The organism is Cupriavidus sp. 05N39 (assembly GCF_056397325.1).
The window spans coordinates 1-18,014 of the sequence record NZ_JBFTNE010000124.1; the positions used below are offsets into that span (position 1 = coordinate 1).

12 protein-coding genes and 6 pseudogenes are annotated in these 18,014 nt (G+C 59.5%); 11 read left to right on the top strand and 7 right to left on the bottom strand.

Features of this window, described 5'->3' with window-relative positions:
- Positions 1 to 150 precede the first annotated feature (150 nt).
- Both AC1DN0_RS35590 and AC1DN0_RS35595 read left to right on the top strand, forming a co-directional pair.
- Positions 151 to 1,312 (top strand): annotated as a pseudogene (locus AC1DN0_RS35590) (hopanoid transporter HpnN); the annotation flags it as partial.
- Between the two features lie 421 nt (positions 1,313 to 1,733).
- A pseudogene (locus tag AC1DN0_RS35595) lies at positions 1,734 to 2,102 on the top strand (VOC family protein).
- A gap of 646 nt (positions 2,103 to 2,748) precedes the next feature.
- Here the strand turns inward: AC1DN0_RS35595 and AC1DN0_RS35600 are convergent.
- Entirely contained in the window at positions 2,749 to 3,081 is a 333-nt protein-coding gene (locus tag AC1DN0_RS35600; RefSeq protein ID WP_477146400.1) for a hypothetical protein, read from the bottom strand.
- A gap of 479 nt (positions 3,082 to 3,560) precedes the next feature.
- Here AC1DN0_RS35600 and AC1DN0_RS35605 point away from each other — a divergent pair, with 479 nt between their 5' ends.
- Genes AC1DN0_RS35605 through AC1DN0_RS35615 form a run of 3 tightly spaced genes read left to right on the top strand, consistent with a single transcriptional unit; the run spans position 3,561 to position 5,694 of the window.
- On the top strand, positions 3,561 to 4,826 hold the full coding sequence (locus AC1DN0_RS35605; protein ID WP_441628203.1) for a M20 family metallopeptidase: 1,266 nt from the start codon (positions 3,561 to 3,563) through the stop codon (positions 4,824 to 4,826).
- Positions 4,823 to 5,452, top strand: coding sequence for a trimeric intracellular cation channel family protein (locus AC1DN0_RS35610; RefSeq protein WP_441628201.1), 630 nt, complete (start codon positions 4,823 to 4,825; stop codon positions 5,450 to 5,452). The genes AC1DN0_RS35605 and AC1DN0_RS35610 overlap by 4 nt, the downstream gene beginning before the upstream one ends.
- Positions 5,449 to 5,694 carry a hypothetical protein gene (locus tag AC1DN0_RS35615; protein WP_441628199.1) on the top strand — a complete coding sequence of 82 codons (246 nt, stop codon included), beginning with the start codon at positions 5,449 to 5,451 and terminating at the stop codon, positions 5,692 to 5,694. Before AC1DN0_RS35610 ends, AC1DN0_RS35615 begins: the two co-directional genes overlap by 4 nt.
- 81 nt (positions 5,695 to 5,775) lie before the next feature.
- Here AC1DN0_RS35615 and AC1DN0_RS35620 read toward each other — a convergent pair whose 3' ends face one another.
- Entirely contained in the window at positions 5,776 to 6,210 is a 435-nt protein-coding gene (locus tag AC1DN0_RS35620; RefSeq protein WP_441628198.1) for a TetR family transcriptional regulator C-terminal domain-containing protein, read from the bottom strand.
- A 103-nt stretch (positions 6,211 to 6,313) separates the two neighbouring features.
- On the opposite strand from AC1DN0_RS35620, the gene AC1DN0_RS35625 reads away from it, so the two are divergent.
- The gene (locus AC1DN0_RS35625) at positions 6,314 to 7,105 is read left to right on the top strand and encodes an IclR family transcriptional regulator (protein WP_441628196.1); all 792 of its coding nucleotides are present in this window, start codon (positions 6,314 to 6,316) and stop codon (positions 7,103 to 7,105) included.
- Between the two features lie 234 nt (positions 7,106 to 7,339).
- Here the strand turns inward: AC1DN0_RS35625 and AC1DN0_RS35630 are convergent.
- Together AC1DN0_RS35630 and AC1DN0_RS35635 are read right to left on the bottom strand one after the other, a co-directional pair.
- A pseudogene (locus AC1DN0_RS35630) lies at positions 7,340 to 7,738 on the bottom strand (transposase); the annotation flags it as partial.
- 532 nt (positions 7,739 to 8,270) lie between these two features.
- The gene (locus AC1DN0_RS35635; protein ID WP_441628194.1) at positions 8,271 to 8,480 is read right to left on the bottom strand and encodes a hypothetical protein; all 210 of its coding nucleotides are present in this window, start codon (positions 8,478 to 8,480) and stop codon (positions 8,271 to 8,273) included.
- A 365-nt stretch (positions 8,481 to 8,845) separates the two neighbouring features.
- On the opposite strand from AC1DN0_RS35635, the pseudogene AC1DN0_RS35640 reads away from it, so the two are divergent.
- The 4 genes and pseudogenes from AC1DN0_RS35640 to AC1DN0_RS35655 form a co-directional block, all read left to right on the top strand.
- A pseudogene (locus AC1DN0_RS35640) lies at positions 8,846 to 9,070 on the top strand (tyrosine-type recombinase/integrase); the annotation flags it as partial.
- Between the two features lie 347 nt (positions 9,071 to 9,417).
- Complete coding sequence (locus AC1DN0_RS35645) at positions 9,418 to 9,678, top strand: XRE family transcriptional regulator (RefSeq protein WP_441628192.1); 261 nt, start codon at positions 9,418 to 9,420, stop codon at positions 9,676 to 9,678.
- 216 nt (positions 9,679 to 9,894) lie between these two features.
- Positions 9,895 to 10,638, top strand: a complete 744-nt coding sequence (phbB, locus tag AC1DN0_RS35650) for an acetoacetyl-CoA reductase (RefSeq protein ID WP_441628190.1) — start codon at positions 9,895 to 9,897, stop codon at positions 10,636 to 10,638.
- Between the two features lie 188 nt (positions 10,639 to 10,826).
- Positions 10,827 to 11,405 (top strand): phasin family protein, encoded by a 579-nt coding sequence (locus tag AC1DN0_RS35655; RefSeq protein WP_441628188.1) that lies wholly within the window; start codon positions 10,827 to 10,829, stop codon positions 11,403 to 11,405.
- Positions 11,406 to 11,685: 280 nt separating this feature from the next.
- On the opposite strand, the pseudogene AC1DN0_RS35660 reads toward AC1DN0_RS35655, so the two are convergent.
- The 3 genes and pseudogenes from AC1DN0_RS35660 to AC1DN0_RS35670 all read right to left on the bottom strand — a co-directional run bounded on the left by AC1DN0_RS35660 (position 11,686) and on the right by AC1DN0_RS35670 (position 16,045).
- Positions 11,686 to 12,346 (bottom strand): annotated as a pseudogene (locus AC1DN0_RS35660) (transporter substrate-binding domain-containing protein).
- A 285-nt stretch (positions 12,347 to 12,631) separates the two neighbouring features.
- On the bottom strand, positions 12,632 to 14,755 hold the full coding sequence (locus AC1DN0_RS35665) for a penicillin-binding protein 1A (RefSeq protein ID WP_477104574.1): 2,124 nt from the start codon (positions 14,753 to 14,755) through the stop codon (positions 12,632 to 12,634).
- A gap of 783 nt (positions 14,756 to 15,538) precedes the next feature.
- A complete protein-coding gene (locus AC1DN0_RS35670) occupies positions 15,539 to 16,045 on the bottom strand; it encodes a hypothetical protein (RefSeq protein ID WP_441628184.1) in 507 nt (168 codons plus the stop codon).
- A 616-nt stretch (positions 16,046 to 16,661) separates the two neighbouring features.
- Here AC1DN0_RS35670 and AC1DN0_RS35675 point away from each other — a divergent pair.
- Positions 16,662 to 18,014 (top strand): annotated as a pseudogene (locus AC1DN0_RS35675) (ISKra4 family transposase); the annotation flags it as partial.

Below are 18,014 nucleotides of genomic sequence, written 5' to 3' on the forward strand. Positions count from 1 at the left end.
TTCATCGTGCGACGATTCTCGGACTTCGCCTCATTCCATCTCACGCTACGCCGGAGTTGCTCTGCGCCTCCGGCAACCCGCGACGATTGCCGACGTCTCACCTCGAATAGCTCGCGACGCCGCTCCTCAAATAGCCCGGGACGTAACACCCAGGTCAGCATGGACGATGTCAGCTTGATCGCACCCTCGCTGGCGGCCGCAGAGGCCTCTGCGGCGCAGTTGGGGGCCTTGCCTGAGGTGGCTCGCGTGGTCACACTGCAGAGTTTCATACCAACCGATCAGCCGGCCAAGCTGAAGCTCATAGCCGATGCCCCTTCGAGCCTGACGCCGGTGCTGACCCAAAGCGCAGCCAGTCCGGCCAGCGACGTGTTGCGCGTCAATGCGCTTAAGAGCCTGGCTAGGCTGCTGCCGCTTGCATCCGAAGACCATCCCGGCCCAGGCGCGGCAGAAAGTGTCCGATTGGCCAAGGCGCTGCGCCAGCTCGCGGCTGCCGATGCTACTACCCGCGATCGCGCGGAACAAGCACTGGCCCTGCCACTGCGCTTGGCGCTGGCCGACCTGCAGCGCGCCTTGCAGGCGCAGCCGATCGATCGGCAGATCGCTGCCACACGACCTGGTGCGCGACTGGATCACGCCGGATGGCCGTGCCCTTGTCACTTTGAGTCCGCGTCTGCCATGCGCGGACAGTCCCGCACGCGCGGCTGCGCTAGACCATTTCATCGACACCATTCTGCGCGTCGAGCCTACGGCAGCAGGAGGGCCGATTTCGGTGCGGGGCTCGGCCGATACTATCCTCGGCGCCTTCGCCCAGGCCGGGGCCTGGGCTTTGCTCTCGATCACGGTGCTGCTTTGGATCACACTGCGTCGCCTTACTGACGTGCTGCTGACGCTGGTGCCGCTGCTGGTTTCCGCCACGGTAGCCTTGGAGTTGTGCGTGGTGTTCGGCATCGCACTGAATTTCGCCAATATCATCGCATTGCCTTTGTTGCTTGGTATCGGTGTGGCCTTCAAAATCTACTATGTGATTGCGTGGCGCGCCGGCAAAACACGCCTGCTGCAATCGAACCTGACACTTGCGGTTCTGCTCAGCGCGGCCACTACTGCTACCGCCTTCGGCAGCCTGTGGCTGTCGCACCATAGCGGCACCGCCAGTATGGGAAAGCTGCTGACGCTGTCGTTGATGTGCACATTGGTCGGCGCGGTGTTCTTCCAGCCGATCCTGATGGGCAAAGCCACGCCGCACCAGCATCAGTCGGCAGACTGCCCACGCAATAATGCCGAAATAGGTGTGCCGATCTCTACGCGCGGGTAGCGGATATGTCCCTACCCGAAGTAGTCTGCGATACCACGAGGTGAATGTGCTCCACGTTGGGCGGCAGGCCATGCAAGGTGCTGACCACGGAAGCGATTTCTTCAGGTCCTTGCTCGTGGCCATCCTCAGAACGCACCCGACCGCCTGCAGGCCGAACGGCATGCCGACGTGGTCGACGCCGCAGGGCGCGAGGCTACGGGCATACTGCTTCTGGCATCCAGCGTCACCTCGCCGCCCATTCACGCCGGCATCGCGGAGACGTCGGCCGCATGGCGCCTGGCCGGTGACGCCCGCCCGGCGCGGCGAAATCCATGTACCCTGCGACGGTGGCGCGCGTCAGCCTCCGCGTGACGGCTGGTTGGCCGTTCCCGGCCGGCTCGCATGCCGGTCCTTGCACATACCCCTTCCCGGAGATTGCGACATGGCCATCCAGCTCAACCACACCATCGTCTTTTCTCGTGACAAGAAGGTGTCCGCCGACTTCCTCTGCGAGATCCTCGGACGTCCCGCAGCCGTGCCCTTCGGGCCGTTTCTCGCCGTACGGCTGGACAATGATGTCACCCTGGACTTCATGGACGCGGAAGGCGATGTTGCCCTGCAGCACTAGGCCTTTCTGATCAGCGACGGTGAATTCGAGCAAAGCCTCGCCCGAATCCGCGCGCGCAACCTGATGTGCTGGTCAGACCCATACCGCCGCCGCCCCGGCGAGGTCAGCACGGACGGTGGCTGCCGCAGAATCTATTTCGAGGATCCGAGCAAGCACTTTCTGGAAATCTTCACGAAGGGATAAGACGCATGCGCATCCAGAAGAAGAGGCGAGACGACTGCCACAAGCGAGCGGCCATTACAGGGTTCTCCTGCACAACCCAGATGACGGGTGCCGGCCCTGAGCGGCGGGCATCCRCAGAATTTGCTCCGCTCGACTCTGTCCGCCAGCGAACAGGGCCCGTGCACTTTGCACCCCACGCAACAGCTAGCTATGGCGCCATGCTCAGGCCGCGATCCCGCGGACGCTTTACTGATCCATTAACAATCAGCCCCGCCGCATCGGCACGCCTCCGCTAGCGCACTCGCCCGCCAAACGCAAACGCAAAACCGAGTAAGTATTTACGCAAAAATTCGTGGGAAGGCTGCGGGGCTGCATGCTGCAATACGTGCATGGTTCACTTAACACATTCCCCTTCGCGGAATGACGGCCATGCTGACTCGCCACCCACTGCTGCCGCCCACGCCGACACCCATGGCAACGCAGGAGCCTCGCCGTCGCCGCTGGAGATTCGCGGTCTCAACGTGCAGTTCCCGAGCAGGACAGTGTTCTATACGTGGGTCAACATTCGATGCAAATTACCGCGTTCCCTGGGTAAGAATTCGGTGCAAATCAACAGCGGAGAGGCATAAAAAGCCGGCGCGTGGCCGGCCTTTTCTCAAATGCGAGATTATTTGCCGGCTTCGGCCTCGCACTTCTTCATGAATGACGTCTTTGCAGCACCGGCGAGTGGCTTACCGTCCTTCCCAACGGCCTTGGCTTCACAGGAGGCTGACGCGTCGCCTTTGTTGCCACTTTCGCACTTCTTGATAGAGGAAGCTTTCGYGGCCCCAGCTAGCGGCTTGCCATTTTTGTCAACCGCCTTCGCTTCGCAGTTCGAAGAAGCCGCTGGAGCGGCGGCGGACGTTGCAGGCTTGGTGGCTGCCCCAGGCGCGGCAGTTTGAGCGTAAGCAAAACCTACCGAAAAGAGCGCTGCAATGGCTACCGCACAGAATCTTTTCATCACGATACCCCTCCTCAGAATTTATAAGGCAATTTGCCTAGCTCTCATAAACGTTTGGGCCGCGTCATCGTTGACGTCGCTCTCCCTCATATGAATGCATTACCCACCGAAAGACAGTATCGCTTGGTCCCAGGATTTTGTATCTATTTCTGTCCGCAGGGAGTCGGCCCGCCTCGAAATCTCGCCGCTGTCTGCCAGCCACCGCTCGACCCATGTGCCGCATGAGAAACTTCAGAAGACGACAAGCCACGACTATAAGGTCATGTGTAGTCGACTGGAGGGGCATCGCCGGCTCACCGCTGCCCTCGCGTTTGTCGAGCAATAGTGCACGGGGTCGATGAAGACTTCGTGAGGAAGGGTGAAATTACGTCACTCTTTCCGCATCGCACGTGTAGTCGTGCCAACGAAGCACCTCGTAGCGAAGCTCTCATCGCAACAATATGTGAGGCATACTAGCCAGTTCAAGCTGGAGATTTTCCATGAACGCACTCGTCCAAGCGTTGGAGGGCCGCAGCGACAAGCTGCTGGCGGAACTTGAAACAATCTACAAGGACCTTCATCAGCACCCTGAGTTGTCAATGCAGGAGGTCCGAACCGCAAAGGTCGCGGCAGACTTTATTGAGGCGTTGGGCTACGAAGTGACGCGGGCAGTAGGAATCACAGGTGTCGTTGGGGTATTGCGCAATGGTGAGGGCCCCACGGTGATGCTCCGCGCAGATATGGACGCGCTGCCCATGGCCGAAAACACCGGCTTGCCTTACGCCAGTACGGTCAAGAGCAAAGATGAAGACGGCGTCGAAGTCGACGTGGCCCATTCTTGCGGGCATGATATGCACGTGACTTGGCTGATGGGAGTTTCGCGCGTCCTTGCCGAGCACCGCAATGCCTGGAAGGGCACAGTCATGGTGGTATTTCAACCTGGAGAAGAGGTAGGACGCGGTGCCCGCAGCATGGTTGACGACTGGGGCGCTGAACGCTTCCCCAAGCCAGACATTATTTTGGGCCAGCACGTCATGGTGGGGCCTAGCAGCACGGTCAGCTACCGCCAGGGGGTCATTCTGTCGGCGGGAGATAGCCTGAAAATCAAGCTGTACGGACGCGGCTCGCATGGCTCGCAGCCGCAGACTTCCATTGACCCGGTCATTATGGCTGCTTCCACGACGCTGCGCCTGCAGACCATCGTCTCGCGTGAAATTTCGCCGATGGATAACGCAGTGCTGACCATTGGTTCGCTGCAGGCAGGTACCAAAGAAAACATCATCCCCGACGAGGCCACCATCAAGCTGAATATGCGCACCTTCGACGAAGACGTGCGCGAGTACATGCTGGCGTCCATCAAGCGAATCTGCTGCGCGGAGTGCGATGCGTCCAACGCCGAGCGACCGCCGGAGTTCACCACGCTCAGCCAATACCCCCTAACCGAGAACGATGCCACTGCCACGCGTCAGGTGGCCGATGCTTTCCAGGCCCAGTTTGGCGACAAGGCCTACGAAGCAGCACCCGCCTCGGCCAGTGAAGATTTCAGCGTCTTCGGTCGAACCTGGAATGTGCCCTACGTCTTCTGGTTCATCGGAGGGACCGACCCTGACGTCTATGCACAAGCCAAAGCAGCGAAGCAGATGAATAAGATACCGAGCAATCATTCCCCAAAGTTTGCACCGGTCATTAATCCGACGCTGGAAACTGGCCTGCACGCAATGCTCACCGCCACCTCGGCCTGGCTCTGCACTCCTTCACAGGCATGATGGAACATAACCTGTTCGTATTGGTTGACCTGCTGGGTACCTTCGCATTCGCGGTCAGCGGCGCTCTCGCCGCCGAGCAGAGACGGCTTGACCTGTTTGGCGTGCTGGCCATCAGCCATCTGACCGCTTGTGGCGGTGGAGTGATTCGCGACCTGTGCCTTGGTGCTCTACCGCCGGTCGGCATTTCGGATTGGCGATACCTCGCCACATCGGCGCTCGCGTCAGCGATTGCAATTTGGGCACGCCCAATTATTGACCATCTCAAGCATCCTATCGTTTTTTTTGATTCGCTTGGGCTAGGCTTCTTCGCCGTCATTGGCGCGCACAAGGCGCTCCAGTTCGGCCATGGTGTCGAGGTTGCCATCATTCTCGGTATGCTGACCGCTGTTGGTGGCGGCGTGGCGAGAGATGTGGTGCTCAACCGCGTGCCCATTATCCTCGATAAGGAAATCTACGCCGTTGCAGCGCTGGTCGGGGCAGCCATCCAGGTGCTTGGACAACTCATGGAGTGGAGGCTCGCGGTCACTCCCTGGTTCGGAGCCTTTATTTGTTTCGCCATCCGCGCCCTCGCGCTGCGCTACTCCTGGAGTCTTCCAATGGTCAGGAGAAGTGATGCCGCGCAATGAATGTGCAGCCCATTATTCAGCTTGCGTGTAGCGAGAAGCTGCCCTTCGATTCGCCATTTTCCGTTGCGACTGCTCAAAAGACTGGCCTGTCAGATGCAAGCAAAGCCACGACCATCTGGAACAAGCCGGAGCTGCGTGAACAGCTTCTGACCGGAGTGCGGTGCACCGCTAACGCAGTAGCCGACATGTCTGGCACTCCCAAGCCCGAGGGTACTTGGAAATCTAGTGAAAATGAGGGATGAAGTACAGCGAGTGTTGCGGTCCGCGTCCGTTAGCCGGTGAAGGCCCGACCTATGTCGAGGACTGGTTCGGCAGCTGAGACACTATTGCTTAACCGAAGTGTCGTGCGCCAGGCCAGCGATTAGGTTCTCGATAACAGGTGCCAGTTGGGACGCGGAGAACCCGGCCTTGGCAACCGCGCGTAGCCCTGCAATTGTGGCCACAACCGCGAGCGCACTCTCAGCCGGCTCAATATCCGATTTAAACGTACCGGAAAGTTGCCCCGAAATCACGAGCAATTCAAACGGATTCAGGATTGATTGAAGGCCAGAGCGAACCAACTGTTGTACTCGGGCGTTATGCAAGCCTAGCTCCGAGGACGCATTCATTAGGAGACATCCACCGGCTCCATCATCGTCTTGCGCAATACTGAGCAGCAGCTCGCGAAGCTGCGTAAGCGGCCGGTCGGAATCAGCTGCCTTCCGGATAACTGAGACGCTTGTGTCGGTGGATGTAATGATGGAGTCGACGGCACGCATCAGTGCTTGGTCTCTGTCGGACTCTATTGGTTGTGCTGGCATTTTCCGCTCACCTTATATTCTGGACCAACCATATAAAATTTGATTTTTTTCGCGATGATGCTTGACTGGGCAATGCGACAGCGCGAAAAAAGGCCGAGGGCGGCGCCGCATTCAGTCGGCTGACAAGGCAACGGAAGTTCTCCTCGCCCTTGTCAACGCAGGAAAGGCGACGCCCTTGCGTGACCTGGCGCGCGCCATCGGCATGCCAAATAGTCTCGCGCACCGCTATCTGGCGAGTCTGATGGCGAGCGGCCTGGCGGTTCAGAATGAAATCACCGGTCTTTATGACCTGGGACCTACCGCGGTTCGCATAGGCGCTTCGGCGCTGGCGCGTGTCGATCATCTGCGCCTTGCAAGCGAAGCCATGCCGCAACTGGTAGCCAGTACGGGACTTCCTGCACTGCTCAGCGTCCTGGGGGATCGCGGCCCGACCATCGTTCGTTGGGAGCGCAGTTTTGTTCCGTTTATCACCACGCTGTCGGTTGGCTCGACATTCCAGTTGACCAATTCTGCGACCGGACGAGTATTGCTGGCATTCACACCTGAGCAGGTCAGGAATGATCTGATCGAGCTGGCTGTCTCCCGTAATCTCGAGCAGCCGCCAGCGAAATTGCTCGAGCATCTTGAGAAGATCCGCAAGCGAGGATACGACGAAGCCGAATCGGTCCTGATTCCAGGCCTGTCAGCAATCAGTGCCCCGATACTGGATGTTCAGAACGAGGCGGCTGCCTGTCTGACGTTGATCGGCGCAAGCCCTGATGTGCAGCGTATCAAAGCCAAGGCTATCTCGTGTCTGGTAGAGACAAGTACACGTATCTCGCAAGTTTGTGGGAGCAACTTGTCGTTCGCTTGATAGTTTCAGCCATGGCAGCCTAACCACGAATATCGCATGGACACCTCGGTATCGCGCAATAGGCGATGCCGCTTCCGGCTTGCCTTAACAGGCTGCTGAAATACGTCCCGCGCAACGCGCGGGTTTCCCCGCTCGCGCGACGACGACTCTGTTTTTTCCACATTCTGAAACTCAGGCGTAACTTCGTCGGCTTTTCGACCGCCTGACGCCTGTTTCCCGCCCGCTTTTGTCCCTTTATCGCTGCTGCAGGCGGATTTGTCCCAGCGATCGCATGCGCACGAGGTTGTAAGCGGCCATCGTCAACACAAACATCTGGTCAACTCTCCTCAATCCGCGCACCATCACCTGACGCATGCCACCCACCGTCTTGGCCCAGCCGAAGCCTTGCTCGATCAGCTTTCGCTTTTGCTGAGAGATCGCATAGCCTGCGCTGGCGGCAATCGGATTGGGCACTGCAGAGCGTCGCCCGTTGGTATTTTGCGCCACATGCGGCATGACCCTCGTCCTCAGGCACGCTTCGACGAACTCCGCTGCGTCATAGCCCTTGTCTGCACCGAGCGTGAGCACCGTGCCTGGATCCTCAACGGCCTGCCGAGCATCGTTGATCATGACCTTGGCGGCCTCACGGTCACTATTTCCGCTGACGATGCCCACCAATTACTAATGTGGGTACGAGAAACCTATTTCACTCGGAAATGTTCGACGCTCTGCCCTGCATTCACCGCCCTCTGCAGCCAATCTGGCAGTTCGCCATTACCGTCCCAAACGCGACCATCCGCACTCCGGTAGCGCACCTCCCGCAGTTTGGTAGCATCCTCAAAACACCCAGCACGAATAAGGTCGTCGAAGGAAATGCTGTTTCGGACCATCTGCATTCGGACCCACAAGATCGCGGCTTGCTTGTCCGCTGACTCTCTGCTGCCAGACACAAATAGACGGCCCGCCCCCAGCGGCTCCGAGTTTGTGCCCCGACTTGAACGCCGGACTGTCTCGTTAGGTACTGATTGTATTGCTCTCATGAAATCAAATGACAGCGGATTCTGTCCGCAAGAGAATACTGGTAAGAGTTGTCGCCTGCGGTCCAGAGGAAATTCAAGACAATAGGCCGTACGCAATATGAGGAAAACTTCCAACCGCGAAGCTGTCTTTAAAACTAAAGCTCGCGCTAATGACCACCACGCCCGTCCCGCTGCATAGCCTTGAGAAGAACATGGCCATTAATTGTGATCAGAGCACGATGGCGTCCCGGTGAGACACGCTCCCGGGTTGCAAGTTCCCGTTCGAGCAAGGCATTAAAATCGGCGGGATCAAGTTCGACTGTGTCAATAGCGTTCTTCACCAGCATCAGCGTCGCGAGTTCGTGAGGACTCAGCATCAGTGTCTCCTAGATAAGGGCACTACGTTTGCTGTAACTTGCTTTCTTCAGTGATGACACACACGATGCTGTTACCGGCATGCGGCACTGCAGCGAAGGACTCATTTGGCGGCTATCGCGCCAGACCAGCAGGTTATCACGCCAGCCCTCTTCCGGCGGAAATTAAAGGCATCCGGTATTTCCCTGACTGCACCCTCTGTGACTCGCCACAGTTGAGAACTGCCGGCGTGAGCGGGTCTGGCCACGAAGACTCGATAATAGTTGTTCGCATTTTGAACAAAAGTTCAGGGGGACCATGGCCGGCGGATGCCAGGCGGGGACGCATTGAGTCTTGGGTACCATATGACCACGGCTTGTTATCTCACTCGCGTGGCCCCGAGTGGGGAAGCGGGGCCAGGTACTCGCCAGCACTTCGGCGCACCGGTTGCGCCATACGGCGGGGTCGCGTATGACCGACCAGCAGGTTGACCTGCGCTTTGTGCGCGACAACTTCGGGCATGCCTCCGTCTTCACCACCAACCTCTGCCTACACCGAAGACGATGCGCGGTACGAGGCCATACAGGAACGGCATCGGATCGGGTGGACCTAGACACCGTGCGCCGCTGCGCAGGACCAGACCGATGCCCCGGTCTCGCTCTGGTTCTTTCGTCCGCTCCCCCTTGTACTCAGTCTTCGCAGGCTGTCGCGAAAATACGCCCTCCTCGCAACTTTTGGAGGATTCGCCCGACTGGATTGGCTGCCTCTAGCCCCTTGTCCTTGTTACGAGATGATGAAATTGCTTTCGGTCCGCGGACTACCTGTGGTCATCAGTGTCCTAGTGTTTACCCGATTGTCTTATCAAATGTATGCATCAATAATCCTGCCCTCAGCCCGCACCAAATTGGCGCATCGACGCTCTAGGGCCATGTTGAAGAGCAACAAGATAAGAGGTTCCACATGTTTCGATTCGAGTATGGGACGACCAATGTCTACGCGCTGCTTGGCTTCGCGGACGCCGAGGAAATTCCGTTAAAAGCGGAAATCGTGAAGGAGATGACGGTATGTATGAGAGCCGCAGGCATTACCTTGTCCGACGCCGCAGCCATGCTCGAGACGCTTCAGTCGGATCTCGCCCTGGTTCTCTGCGGTAAGTTTCAAGACATTCGCGCGGATGAGTTGCGCGGTTGGCTCGCGCGCCTTACCTCCAGGTTGTGGTGAGCCCACCCCAAAAGAGAGTTGTCCGGCTAAGCCGGTATCTAGCCATTCGGTGCACCAAACAATAATACGAAACGGAAAAATATCCGCGCCAGCCTAGCGCGGCAGCGCTATTTGCTAGTGCCATGTGCATACGTGGTGGTGGTAGTCGAAAGCCGAACACAGAATCGGCACGATCGGAAGATAGGGGTCATACAAACTTTGACGGAGACAAGCAGGATGACGAAACGAATTGCATTGGTGACTGGCGGTATGGGCGGTTTGGGGGAGGCTCTCAGCCTCAGGCTGCACGACGCCGGCTACGACGTGGTCGTGACTCACACGCCAGGGAACCCGAATGTGCACAACTGGCTAGCCACCATGGAAGCTGCCGGCCGCAATTTCCGCGCGTACGCGCTAGACGTGGCGGACTACGATGCCTGCCAGGCAACGATGGCAAAGATTCTTGCCGAGGTCGGCCAGGTCGACATCCTGGTTAATAACGCCGGCATTACCCGCGACATGGCCTTCAAGAAGATGGACAAGGTCAATTGGGACGCCGTGATTCGCACCAACCTGGATTCGGTGTTCAACGTGACCAAGCCTCTGTGTGAAGGCATGGTGGAGCGGGGATGGGGGCGCATCATCAATATCTCGTCCATCAATGGTTCGAAGGGTGCATTCGGACAAACCAACTATGCGGCCGCGAAGGCGGGCATGCATGGGTTCACAAAGTCGCTCGCGCTAGAGGTGGCTCGCAAGGGGGTGACGGTCAACACGATCTCTCCGGGTTACTTGGCGACCAAGATGGTCACCGGCGTGCCGCAGGAGATCATGGATACAAAGATCCTGCCTCAGATTCCGATGGGGCGCCTTGGCAAGCCGGAGGAAGTGGCAGCCCTCGTTGCCTATCTGTGCTCCGAGGACGCGGGCTACATTACCGGATCCAATATTGCGATCAACGGCGGGCAGCACATGCAATGATCGACGGGGACGGAACATGGTTCGTTAGCGACACCGTGCCCCCTTCTGCGACTCCMTATTGCGGGAGCGCGTAGAGAACTACCTCACACGCGATTCACCATCAGTCCCCCGACCTTTTTAGGTGGAGACGACTGAGCGTCCCAACGCGTGTCGGTAGAGCAATTAATCATTCACCATCGGAGACCAGCGTGATCCTTACTCAGGAACAAATTTTGGCGGTGCATCAATCCAATCTCGAATCCCGGTATAGACTGACATCCAAGGCGATCGAAGGCTTTGAGAAGTTCCTTGAGTTGAATATGCGGGTCGCGAAGACGGCTCTGACGGAAAATCTGGACGGCGCCAAGCGCGCGCTCTCTGCCAAAGAGCCGCGGGATCTGCTTGAGGTCCACGCGTCGCTGGTACAGCCGGCCGGCGAGAAGGCTATGGCTTACGCCCGCCACCTCTATGAGATCACATCGGAAACCCAGAAAGAGCTCGCCAAAGTGGCAATCGCTATGCTGACTGAGGGCTCACAGAAGCTGCGAGAGACTGTCGACAACTTCGCCAAGAATGCGCCGGCCGGCACGGAATCGGCCATGGCGATCGTGATGTCGGCTATTATTGCCGCCGACAATGCCTACGAGTCTTTGGAGAAGGCCGCGGCGCAAGCCGTGGAAATTGCTGAATCCAATACCCAGGCCGCCGCAACCGTGGCAACGAATGCCGCAGAGCAAGTCTGCGTGACGGATCGTGCCGCCTCGAAGAAGACTTCGACTTCCGCCTGATCCTGTTGCTGCGATCCTCTGAGGCCCAGCCTGCCTCGGTCGGGCCGACTTCTTCTTGCCGGGCGCGTGAAACCGGCGCAGCAGTGGGGGGGCTATGAGCCTTGACAGTCGGCAGGTGACGCCGATCACGCCGTCTGGCCAGCCGCGCCAAGGCCGGCAATGGGAAGCGGCTCGCCACCGGCTTATCCGATGCGTCAGCGCACGGCCCTCCCCGATTCATAGTTGAACTCGAAGAGGCAGCTCATGCATGCAGTTGAAGGGACGAATGCCCCGTGTGTGGCTACATTTCATCGACTTGCGCCACTGCTGCCCCAAGGATGCCGTGCCGGGCGAGCGCCGCGCTGACGAATCCGCTATCGATCATGTCCTTGACGAAGGCCGCGAGCTATTCAAATGCGATCGGACCAACACGATCAGGTAGGCCCATCGCCTGCCGGATGACCATGAACCGTCCAGGCAGCAAGCGCAGGCCGGCCACGCGTCCCGCATCCGCCTCGAGTTTCTGCCTTACGCCCGCAGCCACCTCCGCTCCTTCCGCGATAAAGGTGTCCACGACAGCGGTCGAGGTCGAGGTCGGCGCGCGGACGACCTCTTGCATGCTGCAGTTAGCGAATCAGGAACAGATCATAGGCACTCCCTTTGCCAACCACGACGTGATGCTCAACCTGGTCAACCTGGCCGTTTTCCATGAGCAGGGAATCCTCACGCACCAGATAGCTGCCTTCGATCAGCACATAAGGCATCGATAAATGGATCCCTTGGCCGCGCAGCGGGTCGATGGCAAAGAAGCCGAAGTCGGCCCATTCCGAGCGCACCGCCTCTACCAACTTGCCGGCCGCATCGAACACCACCAGTTCGAGCGGCAGCCCGAGCCGCTGCGCGAGCTCCGTGGCCAGGTCCACGGAGACGCCGTTCGGAGCGCCGCCGCCGGGATCGCGCATAGCAAGGATGCCCCGAATAGCGGCCGGATGCCCGTTCCTCGGCCATAGCAAAATTTTTGCGGATAACGGAGCAACGGCTGCGACAATCGTCGGCGTCCGAGTTTAGTCAGCAAGTGCAAACAGAGCCTTGCTCGTAGCGAGCAACGCATCGTCTCAATATCGCATGGCGCCAAGCTTGCGCGATCCCGGGTGCAGGCTTCAGTCAAGCGATCCGGATCGAGAAAACGGTCCGTCCTCTACTGTCGGCCGGCGTGGATTGCGATGCGGCGTCCGCCAGCGACGACATCAGAAGCTCCAGAAGAGAAAGTGTCGATGCCGTCGCTCATGGACCGCGCGAGGAGGCCGGGTCTCGGGGCCGAGCTGCGCATCTGGATCGATAACTCTCGCGCGCAGCGCCATGTCGTAGAACGCGCCCACCATCGGCAGGGCGCTGTGCGCGCCCTCGCCCCAATAGTTGCCGAGCGTCACACGTCCATCGTCAAAACCCACCCATGCGCCCGCGACCAGTTGCGGATGCATCAGGATGAACCAGCTATCCGTGTTTTCCTGCGTCGTTCCCGTCTTGCCGGCCACGTCGGCGCGAATCCCGAAGCGCGTCCGGATGCCCGCGCCGGTGCCCCGGCTAACGACGTCGCGCATCACGTCGACGAGCGTTTGCGCTGCGTTGGCGGGCAGCGCCTGTTCCGGCGATGCGCTCGCGAATTCGGCGAGCACCTTGCGGTCGTGATCCTCGATGCGCGTGACCATGCGCGGTTCGATATAGGCGCCACGGTTCGCGATCGTACTGTACGCCGATACCATTTCCTTGAGCGTGACGGGGCTCGTGCCGAGCGCAAGCGAAGGCACCGCTTCGAGCGGACTCACTCGCACACCCATCGCGTGCGCGAGCCGTGCGACCTTCTCGGGGCGTTCCTTTTGCATGAGCTGAGCGGTGACGCGGTTGCGCGAATACACTAGCGCGTCGCGCAGCGTCATCGGTCGTCCGGTGGGCGGCTCCGCGTCGGTAGGCCGCCAGATCGCATGCCCTGTCAGCGGAATGGCGACGTTCCGGTCTACTATCGTATCGCTTGGCCGCGCGCCATCCGCGAAGGCCGCGCCGTAGACGAACGGTTTGAACGTCGAACCCGGCTGACGTCGGGCCTGCTGCACGTGATCGAAAGGTTCGTCCCTGAAGTTGCGGCTGCCAACCCATGCCTTGATATCCCCGTTGCGTGGATCGATCGCGACAAAACCCGCTTGGATTTGCGTCTTGCTCTGGCAGAGCGCACGGACGAACGTGGGGTTCGTAGCGAGCTTCCTGAGAGTGACCTGATCCGATTGACCAGCATCGCGTGCAGCGCGATAGTCGGGCGTCTGCCGGATGAATGTCTGGAACAGGTCATTGCCCGGCCAGCAACCCGTGCGTTCGTTCCATGCGCCGTTCGCGATCCATTGCAACTGGTTCGCCTGCCAGTCCATCGCCTGCGTCGCCATTGCCTGCAGCCGCGAATCGATGGTCGTGCGCACGACCAGCCCGTCGGCATAGATGTTGTAGCCGTTGCGATCGGCCCATGCGATCAGCCACTTGCGCAATTGCGCCGAAAAATGCGGCGCGGCGCCGGGTGGCGCGGTCTGCAACTCGAAATTGACGTTGAGCGGCTGTCGCTTCAGCCAGGTGTAGGAATCGGGCTTGAGCTTCCCGTACTTGTTCATCTGCCCGAGCACTGTGTTTCGTCGCTGCAACGCGCGCTCGGGATTGAGCACAGGATTGTAGGCGCTGTTGGCCTTCAGCATGCCGACGAGCGTCGCGCTTTCAAGTATGTCTAGCTGATCGGCAGATTTGCCGAAGTAGGTGCGTGCGGCCATTTCCACGCCGTAGGCGTTGTACAGAAACGGCACCGTGTTCAGGTACGTCTCGAGGATCTGATCCTTGCTGTACACGGCTTCGATTTTGAACGCCGTAATCGCTTCCCTTAGCTTGCGCGTGAGGGTCGGCGCGCGGCCGATTTCGTCGGGATACAGGTTGCGCGCGAGCTGCTGAGTGATCGTCGAGCCACCTTGCCGGTCGCCGGAGACCGTATGCAGCGCGGCCGACGCGATGCGCTTCCAGTCGATGCCGTGATGCTCATAGAAGCGGCGGTCTTCGGTCGCGATCAATGCATCCACCATGTATGGCGAGATCTGCCTGAGCGACACCCATGCACGATTGAGCGGTTTGAACTCATCGAGCAGTTTGCCATCGGCCGACACGATCAACGCTGGCCGATCAACGCGAGCTTTGCGGATGTCGCCGATGCCCGGCGTAAGCGGCACGAGCGCAAGCACGTACAGCAGGCAGAGTGCCGGCAATGCGACGAGTGTCAGCGCGATGCCGCGTCGCGTCGGGTGGCGAAGGCGGCTCAGCGCGCCGTTGAAAACGAGTCGGGTCATCGTGCTACCGGCGGCGGCCAGCGGTTGGACGCGGGCGAGCCACCGTGCGCAATGCTCACAAAACAACGATGCATATCGGCGATTCACGGTGGCGGGGCGCTTGCGGAAAGAGCGGGATCGTACCAAAGCGGAAGGACGCTTCTGTTGTCAAAGCAGGGCTGCGGCGCACGGCATTTACAGAAAATTGCATTTGTTTCGTATGGGCAACGTTCGCTATGGCCGATGAAGAGACGATCACCAACCCCGCCTTGTATGGCCGCTCATGAGCACCCACCCGACTTTTCTGAGGCAGAGTCCGGATGCCCGCTCGTCGGGCTTCACGAGCATCCCGCGGGAAGAGCAGCCCAAACCGAAGCGACTTACGACTTGATTTCAATGCCGGGTCAGCAATACTGCTGACCCGGACTATGCTTCCGCACTAGAGCAATTGCTGCGTGCCCGCGACGGGCCACAACCAGTTCCGCTTGGCCACCCCTGTAGGGCGCAATCGGTGACGCCGTCCATCCTATCCTCTGTGCTGCAGGCTTCAATCTCCATTGGCTACTCCGGGCCATTGCTCGCCTGGGCATCCACAGGTCATTTTTTTGTCTTGACTCTGCTCACAGGCATGGCTCGATCCGCCAGGGATGCAGCCAGTCGACTTGGTCCGCGTGCCGCAGTCAATTGATGGGGCGGCTAGAATCATCCAACTTTCAGCCACGCTGAGCTCTCGGACTGAATTTTTCAGGTCCGACGAGGCAGGTATGACCGCCAACAACTCATCCAAGGCAATCATGGCTGCAGTCAAGAATGTGTCGGATCCGGGCCAACGCAAGGAGCCCGTAGGGCGACTGAAGAGGCGCCCGGTTCGGCGACGCTAGAGTCAGCCTCCGGCACCGATTCAGAGGTCGTTTCCCGCGCTCGACGCAGGCAATTTTCCAACGCCGACAAGCGTCGCATACGGAAGCGGCTGACCGCTGCACCAAGCCCGGAGAGATCGGCGCGCTGATGCGCCGTGAAGGCGTGTACTCGTCGTCCTTGAGCACATGGCGGCGCCAGCGCGAGGCTGCCGAACTGGCTGCCCTTGCCCCACAAAAGCGAGGACCCAAATTCGACGAGAATCGGGCCGAGGCGCGACACATCGCGCAGCTCGTCATTGTCAATGCGGATTTGGATTTCCCCCGCTAGGATCAGCTCCATGGCTCCAAAAGGATGGGCGTGCTCTTCCGGTGCGCCGGGTTCGCGCGTCACTGTGACAAGGTCGGAAGTGTCCTCTTGGGCAAGAGCCCTGGCAAATGCTTCGCGTTGCATGCTAATGCCCCCGATCGACAGCGCTTAACGCTACTTCGCTTGCCATTCGGTGCGTGCCAGCTTCCGTGAATACTACCCCCTGTTGGTCAGCGCTGTGCTGCGCGCACGAAGTCTTCGAGGGTGATTGCCTGCGGTCACGCACGGTCGCTCAAATATCACGCGGCGACGAACCGGACCGGCCGAGAAACCGTTGGTCGAGTGAGCCAAGCAGGCGGCAGTCCCCCGCCATTACGGCCGCTGATCCGCGCTCTCGCACGGACGCCAGAACGTCGGCTCAAGCCTGACCGGACACTCGGCGGGCAGAGCCCGGCGCCCGCTCATGGGCCGATCCGGCATGCGTGTCCTGCAAGCCGTCAAGCGCCTGCCGGTTGAAAATCAGCCCAGAGCGCCAACGGTGATGCCAACTCTATCAATTTGGTCAAAGAGCCGCCCTGTGCGTAGCCTTCGCAGGCAACGTGTTGAGCCGCGTCCCGGTACCAGCAAGGCATGGTCAGCCACATCAGGAGCCATCAACGCAGTCGTAACAGAGATGGTCCCGCTTTGAAGCCGTTAAATGGCCTGGGATGCCGCCCTGCATCGGAGTATCGTCTCGGTATCAAAGAGACGGAGAGCCGACATGCGATGCACGATCGTTCTGGAGTTCGATGATGGCAGTGGCACGGTGGCAAAACGGGTTGAGGTGATGCAGTTTCACCGCGTCGACCACAGCCAAGCCTCCGGCGACGTCGTTTGTCTCTGCGGAAGGTACGTCGCTAGTCAATTGCGTCCAGCAAGAGTTCGTCGTAGAACAGCTCGATCGCTACTGCGCGGCGCAGCGAACTTGTGAGGTCTGCGGCGCGCTCCGTCGCATGCACGACGGGCATTGCTCCGAACTGAAGACCACGCTCGGCAAGGTCTTCTACTGCCGCGACCGATGGAAAGTATGTAAGTGTGGTGCTGACGGATCGAGGTACGTGTCGCCGCTTAAGAATTACCTTAAGGAAGCGAGCACAGGCGAGCTGCGATGGCTGCATGCCGAACTCGGCGCCACTATGCCCTACCGGCAGGGCAAGCAGGCCATGGACCTCTTGTTGCCAACTTCCGGACGCGACAGTCACGTGACCATCCGCAATCACACAATGGCCGTGGGCAAATCCCTCCAACACGCACAGCCCGTGCGGCGGTGGTGCGAGGAGATAACGCCAATCGCCGAGCTGGGCGTTGATGTCGGCTATGTGAGGCAGGCGCGAAGCAATGGCAAGGGAGCCGGCAAGGACAATCGCGCGGGGGCAAGCCGAAGCTCATCGTCGATAGCGGTCGTCGTTGCGGCATTAGGCCAGACTGGCAGACAACCACGGGTCTGGGCTTCCGCCACGCCGCGCACCAAGCGATTGCAGGAAGAAATGACCAAATTCCTGGAGGACAGTGGATACGATGATCCCAATGACGTCTGTGTCGTGACCGATGGCGCCCTGGATCTTGCCGGGGTTGCTGACGACCTTCCGTTCGATACCGAATGGGTTCTCGACCGGGCGCACATCGGTCGAATGCTGCGATACGCCGATCAAGCTATTACGCCTTTGGCGTATGGGCGCCTTACGGCCAACGGGTCAGCATTCGAGTTGTGGGATCTGTTTGTTCGCCTTCGCAGCTTCGTGTGGACCGGGCAAACGGTGCGTTGGCAGAAGCTCGGTAAGGAACTGTGTCGTCTGCTTGATCTGCGCGAAAGACTTGACCCGAACTCAAGCCGCAAAGCCAAACAGGCGCACTGCAAGCTCATAGATTTGATCAGTTACCTCAATAGCCATCTTGAGTCGCTGATCGACTATCGCACCCGGCAGCGTGTCGGCCTACGAATCGCGACCGGCTTCGTCGAGTCATCTATCAATCGAATCGTTGGCCGTCGGATGTGTAAAAGCCAACATATGCGTTGGAGTCGTGCGGGAGCACACAGTGTCGTGCAAGTGCGCGTCGCCCTCTTGAACCAGGA

Bases quoted from the DNA above. Each gene is read 5' to 3' on its own strand.
- AC1DN0_RS35605 (WP_441628203.1), top strand. From the start codon at position 3,561: ATGAACGCACTCGTCCAAGCGTTGGAGGGCCGCAGCGACAAGCTGCTG.
- AC1DN0_RS35610 (WP_441628201.1), top strand. From the start codon at position 4,823: ATGATGGAACATAACCTGTTCGTATTGGTTGACCTGCTGGGTACCTTC.
- AC1DN0_RS35615 (WP_441628199.1), top strand. From the start codon at position 5,449: ATGAATGTGCAGCCCATTATTCAGCTTGCGTGTAGCGAGAAGCTGCCC.
- AC1DN0_RS35620 (WP_441628198.1), bottom strand. From the start codon at position 6,210: ATGCGTGCCGTCGACTCCATCATTACATCCACCGACACAAGCGTCTCA.
- AC1DN0_RS35635 (WP_441628194.1), bottom strand. From the start codon at position 8,480: ATGCTGAGTCCTCACGAACTCGCGACGCTGATGCTGGTGAAGAACGCT.
- AC1DN0_RS35645 (WP_441628192.1), top strand. From the start codon at position 9,418: ATGTTTCGATTCGAGTATGGGACGACCAATGTCTACGCGCTGCTTGGC.
- phbB (WP_441628190.1), top strand. From the start codon at position 9,895: ATGACGAAACGAATTGCATTGGTGACTGGCGGTATGGGCGGTTTGGGG.
- AC1DN0_RS35665 (WP_477104574.1), bottom strand. From the start codon at position 14,755: ATGACCCGACTCGTTTTCAACGGCGCGCTGAGCCGCCTTCGCCACCCG.
- AC1DN0_RS35670 (WP_441628184.1), bottom strand. From the start codon at position 16,045: ATGCAACGCGAAGCATTTGCCAGGGCTCTTGCCCAAGAGGACACTTCC.